The sequence below is a fragment of the Microcoleus sp. Pol11C2 genome, assembly GCF_036701505.1.
GTDB lineage: Bacteria > Cyanobacteriota > Cyanobacteriia > Cyanobacteriales > Microcoleaceae > Microcoleus.
Genome location: NZ_JAUBQX010000068.1, coordinates 14645 through 31439 on the forward strand (window position 1 = coordinate 14645; position 16795 = coordinate 31439).

Here is a 16795-nt window from a genome sequence, read left to right on the forward strand (position 1 = left end):
TTGTGAGTACAAATGACAGCAAACCATCGGTTTTTATTGTTACCGGAATGCACCGTTCCGGTACGTCTTTAACAGCTTCTTTGTTTCAGAAAGTCGGGGTTGATATTGGCAAAAAGTTAGTGGGACCGGCCGACGGAAATGTGAAAGGTCATTTCGAGAATGTTGATTTTGTGGAGTTTCACAAAAGTGTTTTGCGATCGCAAAACATTGATGAACTCGGCTGTACGTTTGAAAAAACGATTCCGGTAGCAGCAGAATACGTCGAAATCGCCAAACGGGCGATCGACCAAAATCAACAAACTCACAAACATTGGGGTTGGAAAGACCCGCGAACAGCCCTTTTTTGGGATTTTTGGCTGACTTTGCTCCCCGAAGCTAATTTTATCTGTGTTTATCGATCGCCCTGGGAAGTAGTCGATTCCCTTTACCGCCGGGGAACCGATGTCAGCTTGCTGCAAAATCCCGAAAAGGCAGTAAAAATGTGGGTTCACTACAATCAAAAAGTTTTAGAACTTTACGAACGTTTCCCCCATCGCTGTCTCCTCGCCAACGTTTACCCCATCGGCAACACTCCTGAACTTTTCCTCGATCGAGTCAACGAAAAATTTAATGTTAACTTAGGTGCGATACCGGGCGACAATTTTGAAGAATCTTTATTAGTCAACGATATTGTCAAAAGTCACAGACCGAGTTTAATAGAAAAATATTTTCCCGAAGCATTAGAACTATATGAACTTTTGGAAACCCAAGCTGGCAATCTGAGCAGCGAATCGAAAGGTGCGATCGATCAAGTTATTCATTTCCCAGCATCTCCAATTTGGCCATTTGAAGATTGGCTAAAAATCCGCTTGCTGGAAAAACAGCAAAAAACGAGTTCTTCCGAACTCAAACAGTGGCAAGAACAATTTCACCAGGCACAGGCGAAAGTGTTGGGATTAGAGACAGAATTAGGAGCAACTCAAGTACAGCTTGCAGGCAAAGAATCAAATTTTCAAGAAGCTTTAGCAAAACTCCTCGGATTAGAAACAGAATTAGGACAAACTCAGGTCCAGCTTGCAGGCAAAGAATCGCAATTTCAAGAAGCTTTAACAAAAGTCTTAAAATTAGAAGCAGAATTAGGGCAAACTCAGGTCCAGCTTGCAGGCAAAGAATCGCAATTTCAAGAAGCGTTAGCGAAACTCCTGGGGTTAGAAACAGAATTAGGACAAACTCAGGTACAGCTTGCAGGCAAAGAATCGCAATTTCAAACAGCTTTAGCGAAAGTATTAGAATTAGAAGCAGAATTAGGGCAAACTCAGGTACAATTTGAAGAGACTGAATTTATATTGCAGCAAAAGTTAGCTGAATTACTTCAGTTAGAAACAGCACAAAGTCAAAATCAGGAAAGATTAGAAAACTCCCGCCAGGAAAATGAAACTTTTCGGGCAGAACTTGCTATAATTAAGTCTTCAATATGGTGGCAAGTGAGAGAAAAGTTGTGGGAAGTTCAGCGCCAAATCCGCGACTTGTTCCCTAAATTTATTTTTTCGTTAGATAAACCCACTACTTGGCAAGTTTGCGATTCCAACCTGCTAATTGTCGGCTGGGTTTTTCACCAAAAAAGAGAGACTAAAGCAGTTCGCGCAAGAATTAAAGACCAGAGTTTTGCAGGCGTTTACGGCATAGATAGAAGTGATATAGCGCTAGCACACTCTAATATTTCCGCTGCGAATAAATCAGGTTTTACAATTCAATTGGAAGCGCCTGCCGGACGACACGAAGTGCTACTGGAAGCGCAAGATGATCGAGGTAAATGGCATCTTTTGGCAGCTTATCCGTTGTTAGTTTCAACGATTCAAGCATCGTTAGATGTACCGGTGGTGTGGGAACAGCGTCAGGGTCAAATTTTGTTTGCAGGTTGGTGCTGCCACCACGATCGCAAAATTGCTAAATTAAGCTTGTTGTGCGGCGATACTTCAGTAGAATGCGCCTACGGTTTACGGCGGAAAGATGTCGGCGAAGTGTTTCCTGACTGGGTTAACAGTTCGGAAAGCGGTTTTGAGGCCCTTGTCGATTTGCCGCCAGGGGAATGGCACGTTTCTCTGCAAGCTGAGTTAGAAACCGGGGAAATTTTGTCTTTTCAAGCGCCTAAAATATTGACAGTGCGGCGCTACCATATCTGGCAGCGAAGTGCAGATAAGTTTGAGGAGTTATCAAGGTTTACAGCGGCAATTCAGCAGCGGGCGAGAGAAAGAAAACAGCGTCTTGGTAGAATTTTGCCCCTGCCCTGGGAAATTGTCAAAGTGCTCCGCCAGTTGGGGAAGATTTATCGGCAGCAAAAACAGTTTAGTGCGCCGGGAGATTTACTGCCACCTGCGGGTTTTGTGGTGCCTCAACCCATTGATAGGTATGACGCTTGGCTGGAGGTGAATCAGTGGAACGATCGCGCGCGCGATTACTTGATTTCTCGGTTAAAATCCTGCCGGGAACCCCTGCCAAAAATTTCGGTAGTAATGCCAGTTTACAACCCGCAGATAGATTTTTTAGAAAGTGCGATCGACAGCGTAATCAATCAAGTTTATCCAAACTGGGAACTCTGCATTGCCGATGATTGCAGCACCGATTTCACGGTTGCTGAAAATTTAAAAAGCTGGGTTCAAAAGGACGATCGTATCCACATCAATTTTCGCACAGAAAACGGCAACATCAGCGCAGCAACTAACAGCGCCGCCGCCCTCGCAACAGGCGACATCATCCTGTTTTTAGACAACGACGACGAACTCACTCCCGACGCATTAGGCGAAGTCGCCTTATATTTTGCTTCGCATCCAGCCACCGATTTTCTATATTCCGACGACGACAAAATCGACACTAAAGGTCGCCGATTCGCCCCGCAATTCAAACCGGAATGGTCGCCGGAACTGCTGCTTTCCTATATGTATCTCGGTCATTTGTGCGCTGTCAGAAGACACATTTTTGAACAAATAGGCGGTTTACGGATAGGTTTTGAAGGCTCGCAAGATTACGATTTTGCCCTGAGAGCAACCGAAATTTCTCGCCACGTCGCGCACCTGCCGCTAGTGCTGTATCACTGGCGAACCGCACCCGGTTCTACAGCGATATCTGGGGCCGCGAAACCCGCCAGTTTTTCCGCAGGTCAAAAAGCCATTCAAGACGCACTAAATCGCCGCCAAATTAACGGCAATGTCGCTCAGCACGCATGGGCGATCAAAGAAAATCTGGGCATATTTGCCCAGGATTTCCCGGATAACGGCCCATCAGTAACGATAATTATTCCTACTAAAAATCAGCTAAAGTTGCTGAAAGCTTGTCTGGATTCTCTAGAAACTACAACATACAAAAATTATCAAGTTGCCGTTATCGACAACGAAAGCGACGACCATAAAACTCTGGAATACTTAAAGGAATTAAAGTGCAAAGTTTTGCCTCTAAAAAATCCTGGGGGCAAGTTTAGTTTTGCAGCCATTAACAACCGTGCTGCCGAACAAGTTGACAGCGAATATGTGTTGTTTTTGAACAACGATACAGAAGTAATTAACCCGCGCTGGCTGAGTCAAATGGTGGGATACGCTCAAATTCCCGCTGTGGGTGCAGTCGGCGCGCGGCTGTTATATCCAGACGGGAGAATTCAGCACGCGGGCGTAATTCACGGTCTCCATCACGGTTTGGCGGGTCACGCTTTTAAGCTGATGAACAGCGAAAATCGAGGCTATCTTTCTCAAGCGATGGTAACGCGAAATTACTCTGCGGTAACAGCGGCTTGCATGATTACTCCACGTCAATTGTTCTTAGAATTGGGCGGTTTTGATGAGGAGAATTTTGCTGTTGCTTACAATGATGCAGATTACGGATACCGACTGTTAGAACGGGGTTATCGGTGCGTATATTGTCCCGATGCGGAATTGTTGCACAAAGAGGGAACTTCTAGGGGTTTTACCGACAATCCTCAAGAAGTGGCAGCTTTTAGGCGCAAGTATGCGGGTAAAAATGACAGTTTTTACAGTCCTCACTTGTCTTTAGAAGATGAGTATTTCCATATTCAACCTCGCCGGGTTTTTATGAAGGAAGAAGGAAGTTCGGCAACGGAGTCTATAACGGATGTAACGGATGGAAAGAAGAAGGAAGAACTAAAATGTGGGAATTTTGGTTCTTTGATATCAGTAAATAATTTTGTAAATCCTATCAGAGTTTTGATGTGCAGCAATTCGCTGGATTTCACTGGTGCGCCGCTGCATCAGTACGAAATCGCCGTGAAATTGGCGGCTGAGGGTGTGGTTAAGCCGATCGTACTTTGCGTAACAGACGGGCCCCTACGTCAAGCTTACGAACAGCAGGGAATTAAAGTAATTGTGCGTGACAATCCTCTCGAACACATCTACCAGCGCGATGCTTATGATGAAGCCATCCGCAGTTTTAGCACAGAAATTGCAAGTTTAAAAGTAGATGCAATTTATGCCAATACTTTAGAAAACTTTTTTGTAGTTGATGCGGCGCGGCAAATCGGAACTCCTACAGTGTGGAACGTGCACGAAAGCGAACCTTGGCAAACTTATTTTAACAGGTTTGGTTCGGAGATTGCGGCGAGAGCTTTAGAGTGTTTTCGCTTTCCTTACAAAGTTATTTTTGTGGCAGATGCAACGCGGGACAGGTATTTGCCTCTCAACAGCAACCACAATTTTACCGTGATTCACAACGGCTTAGATTTGAGCAAACTGGAAAATTCGTATCACTCTGAATTAGCTAGAAAAACTTTAGGTGTTGCAGCGGAAGATGTGGTAATTTTGCTGCTGGGAACGGTATGCGAACGTAAAGGACAGCAGGATTTAGTTAAGGCACTTTCTCTTTTACCTGACAAATGGCACAATAAAATTAGATGTTTTATTGTGGGCGATCGTCCGAGTATTTACAGCAATAAATTAGCCGATTTGGTGCAGGAATTGCCGAAAGAGTTGCGGCAAAGGGTGACTGTAGTCCCAGAAACTGGGGAGACGGGAAAATACTACAAAGCGGCTGATATTTTTGTTTGCACTTCTCGCGTGGAAAGTTTCCCAAGAGTGATTTTGGAGGCGATGGCCTGCGATTTGCCAATTGTTACATCGCCGGTTTTTGGGATTAAAGAACAAGTGCGGCCGGGAATTAATGGTTTGTTTTATACGCCCGATCGCCCGGACGAATTAGTTGCAGCTTTGATTAGTTTATTGGAGGATAAATCATTACGGCATCAGTTAGCTGAAAACGCTAAATATGTGTTAAAGTCATTAAATACTTTTGAAGAAATGACTCAAGCTTACGGTCAAATTTTTCGCGAAGCTTATTTAACTAAAAAGTAACCGTTCAAGATTAAGGCGTGAAAAAGTATGGATTCAAATTTCGAGTCTAGGGAAGATAAATCCTTGGATATATTAACAGCTAAGAGTTACTGGGAGAATAATCCAACTGCCGCAATTGCGAAGCAAGGTTACTGGTTGTCTAATCCAATTATTGAAAAAGCTATAAACCATCGGTTGTCAGGTGGTGAGACTAATGATTACTGGCTACAGTGGTTAGTCAAAAATTATTTCAAAAATCGACGGTTCGATCGTCTTTTGTCTATTGGTTGCGGTGTGGGGAATCACGAGATTGCGATGGCTAAATTAGGATTAGTCACTCAAATTGATGCCTTTGACTTTTCTGAAAGTTCTTTAGAAATTGCTAGAAAAGATGCCGCAGCAGCGGGAGTAGAGATTAATTTTTATCAAGATGACTTTAATTTGTTTACGATTGATGATAATAAAAAATACGATATAGTTTTTTGCTCGGGTTCGCTGCATCACGTCAGAGAACTAGAACGATGTTTATCAATTATTCGGAAATGTTTAAAACCCGATGGATATTTTATTGTAAATGAATATATAGGAGATTGCTACAATATATACAATCAAAATCAAGTAAATTTGATTAATAGCATTTACAAATGTTTTCACTACACGCTACGATCGGGAACAACTGAAATATTTGCTAGTCCAAGTATTGAGAGAGTATTGGCGAAAGACCCTTCAGAAGCAGTTCGGTCAAAGCTGATACTTCCGTTTTTAGAATTCTACTTTGATGTGGAAGTCTTGAATTCAGCCGGTGGGGGGTTGCTTCACGAACTTTACCCTTTGTTAGATCACTATCAACTTTCAGACGGAGAACCCAAGAGTGAAACGATCATCAAGTTATTGCTTGAGATTGAACAAATCTTAATGGCTGTGTCCGGAGGACTCTCAAGCGATTTTTGTTTATGTATTCTGAGACAGAAAAAACCAAAAACAATGGAAATAATACCGCCTAAAATAGACTACGAAGGGGCTTGGGACAGCTACGCCCAAGAATGGAAAGACAATAATCCTGAACTCGCTTATTTGGGCGATGAATGGGTGGGGAAAGGTGCAGGTGCCGCTAACTCCCTAGCAGAATACGAAGCGCTGATAGAACAGCAATTTATTGCACCGTACATCAAAAAAGAACATACGGTTTTAGAAATCGGTATCGGCGGGGGAAAAACTGGTTCGCTGCTGCTGAAATATTGCGATCAACTAATTTGTGCCGACATTTCCAGTCAAATGCTGCAAGCGGCCCGATCGCGCTTGGGAACCGATCGCGTTTCTTACGTCAAACTCGACGGTTTAACATTAGACGGCATCGCTCCAGGTTCAGCCGATGTCTGCTTTTGTTACGATACAATGGTACACGTAGAGCCGGTAGATATATTTAACTACCTGACTCGAATTCCCAAACTGCTGCGGGGCGCTCGAATTTGCGTCTTTCACCATGGGAATATTCTCAGCGAATTAGGGTGGCAAAAATTCGCCAGCGAGTGGGACAAAAACCTGCTCGGACGCAGAGACGGCACTGCATTTTCAGTTATGACTGATACAATTATGGAAAAATTTCTCCATCATTTAAACTATGAAATCATCCTGAAAAATACATCTTCAGTACCGCGAGATTGTGTCTGGATCTGCAAAGCGCCAACCCCCAATGAATAAAATCAAAGCTTTTTAGCCGCCTCACAATATTTTCTTCTAACTAACAACAGTCAACAGTCAACAGTCAACAGACAACTGACAATGAAAGCATTATTTCTCCATCCCAACTTCCCCGCGCAATACCGCCACATTATCACGGCTTTAGGCGCAGATCCGAAAAATCAAATTGTTTTCGGCACTAAAAACGAGCGCCCAGAGTGGAACATTCCCGGCGTTCGCAAAGCAGCATTTACCCCCAGCCGGGAACCCCACGCGCAGACTCACCAATACGTTCGCCCTTTAGAAAGTGCCGTCATATACGGACAAGCCGTATTTAGAATGGCAGAACAACTCAAAGCAGACGGTTTCGTACCCGATATTATCTGCGGACATTCCGGTTGGGGGCCGACATTGTTTGTCAAAGAAGCTTTTCCAAATACGCCGCTTTTGTGCTATTTCGAGTGGTTTTATCATGCTATTGGTTCGGACGCAGATTTCGACCCAGCGGAACCTTTAACAGTTGACGATATGGCCAGAATTAGAATCAAAAATGCGCCGATTCTGATCGATTTATATTCTTGCGATTGGGGTTTATCACCAACTTATTGGCAGCGATCGCAATTTCCGCCAGAATTACAACAAAAATTATCCACACTCCACGACGGCGTAGATACCGATTACTTCAAACCAGACCCCGGTGCTAAACTGGTTTTGCCTAACTTAGACTTGTCTGGAGTTGATGAAATTGTCACCTACGTATCGCGGGGAATGGAACCTTACCGGGGTTTTCCTGAATTCATTGAGTCGATCGCCTATGTGCAAGAACGCCGCCCCAACTGTCACGTCGTAATCGTTGGTTCCGAAAGAGTTTGTTATGGGCGTTCTTTACCCAACGGCGAGTCTTACAAAGACTATATGCTCAAAAAAGTACCCCTAGATTTGTCGCGAGTTCACTTTGTCGGGCCCCTACCTTACGGACTGTATTTAAAAGTAATTCAAGCATCCGACGTACACGTTTATTTGACCAGACCTTTTGTGCTATCTTGGTCCATGATTGAATCTCTATCAACCGGATGTTTAGTAATCGGTTCCGACACAGGGCCAGTCAGAGAAGTTATCCGCGACGGAGAAAACGGTTTGCTAGTCGATTACTTCTCACCGAAACAAGTAGCCGATCGCATTGATGAAGTTTTAGACCATCCTACCCGCATGGCAGAAATTCGCATCAAAGCCCGTCAAACTGCCCTAGAACGCTACAGTTTAGCTAAAATGCTGCCGCAACATTTACAACTAATTGAGCAAGTAGCCAATCGTTCCATGCCGCCTACAGTTGGTATGGAACCAGAACGGGAATTAGCAGCATCTTTTGCAGTGAGAATTTAGCAATAAAGTTGGTCAGCACTAAACCCCTGGTCATAAGCTCTCCTGTGCGACTGCACTGCACAGGAGGGTTCACCCACTAGACGATAAACATCGGAAAATCTGGACGTTTTAGTTGCCAAATTAAATATTTTGATAGCTCTGAAGTTTGAGTTCAGTTGTACTTAATCGGGTAGCTGAAAAACCCTGATTACGGTCTTGAGTGATTATGATTGCCGTCTCCTAAATTTACGCACATTTACCCTCTGCTTGGTCAGCTTTGAGAATAGCTATATTTTATAGATTTGTGCACGGGCTGCAAGAAAAGATGGACGTATTTATTGCGTATCAAGCCCGTTTGGGACTTATTTGGGCTGAAAATTTGTTTAAGTCTTGTTAAGTTAAAATCAACTAAGAAATACCCAAAGCTGTTTCAGACATCGTAATTAAATTATTAGAAAAATTTTTCTGGTGAATTGGAATATCAATAATAAAAATTGCCCCTTGATTAGGAGCTGAAATACAATTGAGCTGGCCCCCGTGTTTATCCACTACAATCTGATGGGAAATTGACAGACCAATACCAGTACCCTTCCCGATAGGCTTAGTAGTAAAAAATGGCTCAAATAGGTGTTGGCTAATTTCTTCTGTCATCCCAGGCCCGTTATCCTTAAAATGAATTAACACTCGATTAGATTCCGTGACCTCAGTGCGAATGAAAATCTTAGGAGGATTAGCTTTCATTTCACTTAACGATCGCGTCGTATTATAATCATCTATGGCATCAATAGCATTAGCAACAAGATTCATAAACACCTGGTTAAGCTGACCCCCATAACACTCTACCAGAGGCAGATTGCCGAATTCTTTGATCACCTCAATTGCAGGTCGATCCCCTCTTCCTTTAACACGGTTATGCAAAATTAACAGAGTGCTATCAATACCCTGGTGAATATCCACTGGTTTCATCTCAGATTCATCCAATCGCGAGAAGATTCGCAGCGACTGAACAATTTCGCGAATCCGGTCTACACCTACCTTCATTGAACTAAGCAATTTAGGTAAGTCTTCCACCAAAAAATCTAGTTCTATTTCGTCTATTTTCTGTTCAACTTTTGGACCTGCCTCCGGGAATTCTTGGTGATAAAGATTGACGAGATCAATCAAATTTTTGGTATAATCATGAGCGTAAGAAACATTACCAAAAATAAAATTAACGGGATTATTGATTTCATGGGCTACACCTGCAACAAGCTGACCTAAAGAAGACATTTTTTCGCTCTGCACAAGTTTAGTCTGCGTGATTTGTAATTCTCGAAAAGCCTTTTCTAAACATTTAGTTTGGGTTCGCAATTGAGCTTCCGATTGTTGCAATCCCGCCTCTGCTTGCAGACGCTCTTGAATCTCCTGTTTGAGCAATTGATTGGATTGCAAAAGTTCAGCCGTCCTTTCCTCAACTCGCCTTTCCAACTCCGATGCCAGCTTCAACAGCGAGGATTCCGCTTCGACACGCTGTTCGATTTCTGCTTGCAAGCACACATTTTTCTCTAGGAGTTTTTTCGACAGGTTGCGGAGCTTCATGTGGACATTAACACGAGCTAAAACTTCTTCATGCTGAAGAGGCTTAGTAATGTAATCCACCGCACCAAGACTCAAACCTTTAACCTTATCCACCGTATCAGCAAGAGCAGTCATAAAAATCACGGGAATGTCTCTCGTTAAATCATTCGCTTTCAAACGGCGACAAGTTTCAAACCCATCTATTCCGGGCATGAGCACATCCAACAGGATCAGATCCGGTGGGGCATATTCTACCTTCTGGAGAGCACTTTGCCCATCCCTAGCTACCAATACCTTGAAGCCAAAATCTGCCAAAAAATCGAACAGGACACCTAGATTAGTCGGAGTGTCATCTACGATTAAAATTGTGCTTTGTTCGGGAAGTTCGTTATTCATTATTTGGCAATCCTATATTTCTTAATAAACTCCAAGATTTGTTGTTCTTCAAATCCTTTCACTAACTGGCGTAGATGGGTAGCAAAGGGTCCCCATTGCTCATTGAGTTCTTCTAACTTTTTAGCTTCCTCCCCAATAGCTCGAAGATCGCCCATCATCGCTAAATTGAATAAAACGGCGATTACCTCATCGGGGGGAGCCAAGATTTCAGAACTTAGAGATTTTTTTTCTCCTTCTGCTTTTCTAATCTCTTCCAGATTTTCTTCATAAATCCATTCTAACCCTAAATGAGTACGTAATTTTTCTAAAAGCTCCTCGATTCGTATGGGTTTCGGAATAAAATCATTGCAACCTACCTCGACACTTTGTTGTCGATCAAAATCAAAAACGCTGGCAGAAGTAGCAATCACCACTAACTTAGCCTGATCTAGTGATTTGCGAATCCGGCGCGTTGCTTCTAAGCCGCTCATTACGGGCATCATCAAGTCCATTAAAATACAGTCGGGTTTAAACTCGACCACCTTGTTTAAACAGTCCTGACCCTCCGTTGCTTCCAGAATTTCAAATCCTAACGGCTGAAGCATTCCCGCTATGATCGAGCGATTCTGCCACTTGTCATCAGCTATGAGAATTTTTCGCTTTCGGCCTTTGAAACCAACGATTGTGTGGGCATTGGCTTTGGCTGCATTAGTCGCCCATTCCGATACCTCTGGCAAATCTAAATCGAACCAGAAAACGCTCCCTTCTTCTAATGTACTATTCACCTTTATTTCACCGCCCATCATCTGGACTAATTGGCGGCTAATTGCCAGCCCCAACCCGGTTCCTTCAACCTTGTGGTTGGTATCTCCTACTTGATGAAAAGGCAAAAATATGTCTTGCAATTGCTCTGGTGGCATACCCACTCCGGTATCTTCCACTTGAAACCGGATTTTGCCCTCGTGATATCCTACTTTGAATACCACCCCACCTTTTTCGGTAAACTTAATCGCATTGCCGAGTAAGTTGATTAAAACTTGCCGCAATCGTTTTTCATCACCCTGGACGGCAATAGGTAGTTGGGTAATGGACTCGTAAATCAGGGAGATTCCTTTTTGTTCGGCCCGAATATTACAAATTTCAGCGATGCCTTCCAAAAATTGTGAGAAATGGAAATTACTCAAGTGGATTTCCATTTTTCGGGCTTCGATTTTGGACAGGTCTAAAATATCGTTAATCAGGGTTAAGAGGTGATCGCCACACTGACTAATGACGTTCAGACCATCTTTTTGCTGGTCAGCCAAGTTTTTTTGTCGTTTGAGGATTTGCGTGTAACCTAAAATGCCATTAAGTGGCGTTCGGAGTTCGTGGCTCATATTAGCAAGAAACTCACTCTTGGCAGAGTTGGCGGCTTTCGCTAATTCTTCTGCTTTTTGTAAATGGATATTTTTTTCTTGTAACTGTTGCGTTCTTTCTACCACCTTCGCTTCTAAAGTAGCGTTGGCTGCTGCCAAATCGTTATAAAGACGGGCATTTTCAATCGAAATAGCTGCTTGAGAAGATAAAACTTGTAAAACTTCTAAACGGTCGGGAGTAAAAGCACCAGTTGTGAGATTATTTTCTAAGTAAAGAATACCAGTAAGTTTTCCTTGATGGACTATGGGAGTACATAATACTGACTTGGGTTTTTGGTTGACGATATAAGTATCCGCCGTGAAGGTTCCCTCACAATTCGCATCGCTTAATACAACATTTTCCTGAGTTCTGGCAACATAGTTAATCAAAGATATGGGTAGTTGCTGACTGTTTTCCACTGGTATTGTTTGCAGCACTTCTACATCGCTATCTATGGTTCCATAGGCTTCTATTAGTAAAGTTCCCGCTTTTTCTAAGATAAAAATGCCACTTTGAGCGCCCGCATTCTCGATCGCAATTTTCATCAATTTTGCCAACAGCTTACTCAGTACAATTTCACCAGAAAGAGCTTGGGATGCTTTGATAACAGTAGCTAAATCTAGAGATCCTGCACTTCCTCCACTCGTCGAGCTAGCGGTCATCGTGACCGGGCTACCTTGACTTTCGGGCTTGGCTATCCAGGAAAATATTTGAGGATATCTGGCTTCCAAATCTTTGACTATAGCTTTAGCTCCCCAGCGAATATATCCGTAGCGAGCATCGGTTAAATAAATCCGAGCAATTTTATCTTTAGAACGGGAAAAATAAAAGTCTCCTGCTAATTCGTTGGCTAATGCTTCTTCTTGGATATATCCCTGTTCTTTGGCTCCGGCTATGGCGCGATCGTAATAATCGCTCGCTTCTAAAGGTTGTCCCAAAATCCGCGCTTTTTCTGCTTCTACTAACTCATACTTGTGATGAAAATTGCACGGCGCATGGAACGCCCACATCTTCATTCTTTCTTGGTTAGCTGCTACTACACTTAGATATTTTTCTTGGTCTTTTGGCGAGGCTTTTGGATACAGTGCTAGGAGGGAAAGAGAATGGTAAAAGTTGTCGATACTCATGTGCATTAACCCTGCACCCATGCTGGCGTATTTTAATGCTAAATGAGCAATTATCACTGTTTGATTAAACTCTTTAAATAAATAAGATAGCATCATTTTGCCGGCATAATAGGCATAGAGCAAAGTCCCATTGTTAGAAGCTATAATTCCTGGCAGTAGTTTTTCTTCATTAAAACTTGCACCTAGTAAATGGTATTTGTCTGAGGTTTTGTCCAGTAAATTGTCAACTATTTGCTGGTGAACTTTCACAAATAAAGTATCATATTCTTGTTTGAGCTGAATAGTCATAGCAACATATTTTGCCTGTTCTTGCTCAACTTTTTGTAGTTCTCCCCCACTAAGAAATAAGTGATTGCAATAATTTGCTATACTGTGACAAGCATATTCTATATCTCCCGTTTCTATACCACTTTGAATTGCATCAATCAAAGATTCTAGCGTTGCCTTAAGCGGATCTTTCCAAAACCTAGCCAGACAATTAAATATACAAATTATTTTTGACTTAAGGGTAATAGCGTTAAATTTGTCTAGTAAAAAAATCGCTAATTTCCCAAATCGATATCCAGAATCTATGTCTCCTAATCCTCCACAGAGCAACACTCCATACCAAACATAAGCAAAAGCCGATTCAGGCGAATTCCCATACTTAATAGACAAGGCTATTTTTGTATAAAGAATTTGCGGAAACATCGCAGGATTTACAATAAAAGCTGGTGTTATAATAAGATTTAATATTCGCATAGCTGCGAGTTGATCGGGAGCTGTCATTGTCGGCAAGTTAGCTAAATCATCAACTATCAGTTCTTGAGGTGGTTCTTGCTCTAAACTAATTCCGAACATTTCCAGAACGGCGAGTCCATTATCTATAGCTGATATTCTCCGATTTTGAGACATCTCTAATTGAATTCTAAGTTCGTAGACCTTGCCTTTTTCCAGAAGGGTTTTCGCTTGTGTCAGGCTCGTCTCACAAAGCTGTTGCGACCGCTCATAATTAGTGTTTATATATTCAGTTTCTGCTGCTTCCAGATGCAGGTTAAACGTCAGCTCATATTGACTCTCCCAGCTATCATCTACGAGTAGTCCTAAACCCACATTCAAATATTTGACAGCCGACTCATAAGCTGTGGCAGCTTTGGCTTTCTGTCCGGCGATCAGATTGAGTTGTGCCAACTCATATCTTTCCAACTCCCAAGTGATTAAATCGGTGCCGTAATTTAGTTGGTTAACCAGTCCAAAAATATTTTCTTTTCGTTCTTCAGGCGTTGTCGAATACAGCAGTAGTTGACCAATTTTTAGGTGAGTTTCTTTTTTCTGATCGTCGGGTATCAGAGAATAAGACGCCTGTTGCACTCGATCGTGCAAAAACTTATAAATGACATCAAACTGCTCGGTTGACTTTTCTGTAGATATTTCCGACTCAAAGAGCAGGGGGATTTTGTAGGAATTATTTAGCGGGATAACAAAACCAGCTTGTAGCGCTTCCCATAAATCTCTTGCCGTCTCTGACTGAGATTTTTTATTAGCAATTGCCAAAACTTCTAAACTGAATATGTCTCCTATACAGGCCGCTAATTTTAAGACATTCTGCGTCGGGGACGATAGCTTTTGAATTTGGCTAACCATCAATTCGACTACATTATCGCTGATATCAATGCCTTGAAGCAGTTGGATATCCCACTGCCAACAAACTTGATTGAAATCAAAGGATAGGAGTTTGTCTTGATAAAGGGATTTGAGCAGTTGAGTTAAGAAGAAGGGATTCCCCTGGGTTTTTTGAAAAACTAACTCAGCCAGGGTCAAAACTTGGGAAATTTGACTACGAAGGGTTTCGCTCACTAATTGGTTGACATGAGATATATCCAAAGGTTGGAGGATAATATTATTTACTATCGCCCTGGTATTTTGAATTTGCTCTAAAGTATAAATTAAGGGATGAGTGGCACTGACTTCATTATCCCGATAAGCCCCTATTAATAGCAGATATTTACTATCTGGATCGGTCATTATTAGCTGGATAAGCTTAAGCGAAGCTGAATCTGCCCACTGCAAGTCATCCAAAAATATAACTAAGGGGTGTTCGGCTTTACTAAACACCTGTATAAATTTTTGAAACACTCGATTAAATCGGTTTTGAGATTCAGTGGGCCCCAAAGTCGGCACCGCAGGCTGTGGATCAATAATCTTTTCTACTTCGGGAATAACCTCAATAATAATTGACCCATTGGCACCAAGTGCTTCGAGAATTTTAGCTTTCCAAATTGCTATTTGAGCCGAATTTTCAGTGAGCAGTTGCCGCATCAATCCTTGAAATGCTTGAATTAAAGCAGCATAAGGAATATTCCGCTTAAATTGGTCAAATTTACCGGAAATAAAATACCCTCGTGATCCGACTATAGGTTTATCAACTTCGTTAACTAAGGAAGATTTACCGATACCTGAATAGCCGGAAACTAGCATCATTTCCGTTGCCCCACCACTGACGCGAGCGAAGGCTTCTAGCAAACTAGCAACTTCTCTTTCCCGTCCATAGAGTTTTTGCGGAATCAGAAATTGGCTGTAGGAATCTAGTTGACCTATAATAAAGTTGGAAATTTCTCCTGAAGAAAGCATCTCCTGGCAGGTTTCCAAGTCAGCTTTTAGTCCGAAAGCACTTTGATATCTATCTTCAGCGGTTTTAGATAATAATTTCATTACAATTTCAGAAACTGCATCCGGGATTTCGGGATTCAGCGTTTGAGGTGGTATTGGTGCTTTAGCTATATGGCAATGAACGAATTCCAGGGGGTCTTTTGCGGAAAAAGGTAGCTTACCTGTCACCATTTCATAAAATGTAATACCGAGAGAGTAAAAGTCGGTGCGGTAGTCCACTGATCGGTTCATTCTGCCGGTTTGTTCCGGCGACATATAAGCAAGAGTTCCTTCTAATAAGTTGGGATTTGTGACGGTTTGATTTTCTCGCTCTAAAAGAGAAGCAATGCTAAAATCAATGATTTTTACTTCCTTGGTCTCTGAGTCAATTAGGATATTTTGGGGTTTAATGTCTTTATGGATAACATTACTCTGATGGATATCTCCAAGAGTTGTTGCCAACTGAATTCCGATTTTTAGAAATGCGTTTATAGCCAAGGGTTGATTGTTAAGAAAATCTTTCAAAGATTGACCGTTAAAATTTTCTACTATCAGCGCTAAGCCGTTATGATAGTTTTCTAAGGCTATGGGCTTAACTATTCCTTCACTGTCTAAATGTCTGAGGATTTTATGTTCGTGTCTTAAGCGGGAAATTTCTTCGATTGTCGGATGCTCGGCTTTGAAGGTTTTGATAATTGCTGAGGTTCGATCAATATCTTTGGTGCCGCGATAAATAATAGTATTTACACTTTCGTAAATGGCTTCACTGAGGCTGTAACCGAAAATAGTAATACTCATGTGCGTAATTTCACTAATAAAAAATTGAACAGCAGGCGGTATTTTAGTAAGAATACTGATATTTATGACAGAACAGAATTAAAAAACTATTTTTTATGCACTTTAAAAAAGTATAATCTAAGCTTTGTGAAGAATATTTAAATTTTAACAAATCTCAATATGCTTGTTTGGTACTTAATATGCGAGAATCTTTACACTTTATTAAGTATTTAAGTAAACTCCTGAAAAAATTAACGACAAAACTGCTGAATCTACCGGGTGTGATAGTATAGTATAGCTTGGACACAGAAGAGACGATTATTTTATCGGTTAGAGTAATAAAGAGAAAAGTAGTTAGCTCACTATGTAGTCGAACGAATTATTGTCTTTATCAAAATAAGGTAGTCTTGCATAGTCAGCACTACCTTATTTTAACAGGAAGAAATGGCTGTACTTGCTTGAAAGTACCGATTTTTGTTATTTTGGTTAAAACCCAACTAAATTTTTATGGTAATTGCTCAACTAGGGGAAAAAAGGGAGCCATGAATAGAGAGGGCTTGTTGAATAGCTTGATAAGCAGTTAAG

At 41.9% G+C, this 16795-nt stretch carries 5 protein-coding genes; 3 read left to right on the forward strand and 2 right to left on the reverse strand.

Annotation, left to right across the window (positions count from 1 at the left end; translation table 11 throughout):
• Positions 1-2: 2 nt before the first annotated feature.
• The 3 genes from QUA42_RS25100 (at position 3) to QUA42_RS25110 (ending at position 8372) form a co-directional block, all read left to right on the forward strand.
• Positions 3-5330, forward strand: coding sequence for a glycosyltransferase (locus QUA42_RS25100; RefSeq protein ID WP_333141055.1), 5328 nt, complete (start codon positions 3-5; stop codon positions 5328-5330).
• Positions 5331-5357: 27 nt separating this feature from the next.
• Positions 5358-7010: a class I SAM-dependent methyltransferase gene (locus QUA42_RS25105; protein WP_333141057.1), complete on the forward strand. Its 1653-nt coding sequence runs from the start codon at positions 5358-5360 to the stop codon at positions 7008-7010.
• 81 nt (positions 7011-7091) lie between these two features.
• Positions 7092-8372 carry a glycosyltransferase family 4 protein gene (locus QUA42_RS25110; RefSeq protein ID WP_333073645.1) on the forward strand — a complete coding sequence of 427 codons (1281 nt, stop codon included), beginning with the start codon at positions 7092-7094 and terminating at the stop codon, positions 8370-8372.
• Positions 8373-8759: 387 nt separating this feature from the next.
• On the opposite strand, the gene QUA42_RS25115 is transcribed toward QUA42_RS25110, so the two are convergent.
• Together QUA42_RS25115 and QUA42_RS25120 are read right to left on the reverse strand one after the other, a co-directional pair.
• The gene (locus QUA42_RS25115; protein WP_333141059.1) at positions 8760-10304 is read right to left on the reverse strand and encodes a response regulator; all 1545 of its coding nucleotides are present in this window, start codon (positions 10302-10304) and stop codon (positions 8760-8762) included.
• Positions 10304-16231: an AAA family ATPase gene (locus QUA42_RS25120; RefSeq protein WP_333141060.1), complete on the reverse strand. Its 5928-nt coding sequence runs from the start codon at positions 16229-16231 to the stop codon at positions 10304-10306. The genes QUA42_RS25115 and QUA42_RS25120 overlap by 1 nt, the downstream gene beginning before the upstream one ends.
• Positions 16232-16795 lie beyond the last annotated feature (564 nt).

What these genes read in the sequence shown, in the direction of transcription:
- QUA42_RS25115 (WP_333141059.1), bottom strand. Translation starts at nt 10,304, where the DNA reads ATGAATAACGAACTTCCCGAACAAAGCACAATTTTAATCGTAGATGAC.
- QUA42_RS25105 (WP_333141057.1), top strand. Translation starts at nt 5,358, where the DNA reads ATGGATTCAAATTTCGAGTCTAGGGAAGATAAATCCTTGGATATATTA.
- QUA42_RS25120 (WP_333141060.1), bottom strand. Translation starts at nt 16,231, where the DNA reads ATGAGTATTACTATTTTCGGTTACAGCCTCAGTGAAGCCATTTACGAA.
- QUA42_RS25110 (WP_333073645.1), top strand. Translation starts at nt 7,092, where the DNA reads ATGAAAGCATTATTTCTCCATCCCAACTTCCCCGCGCAATACCGCCAC.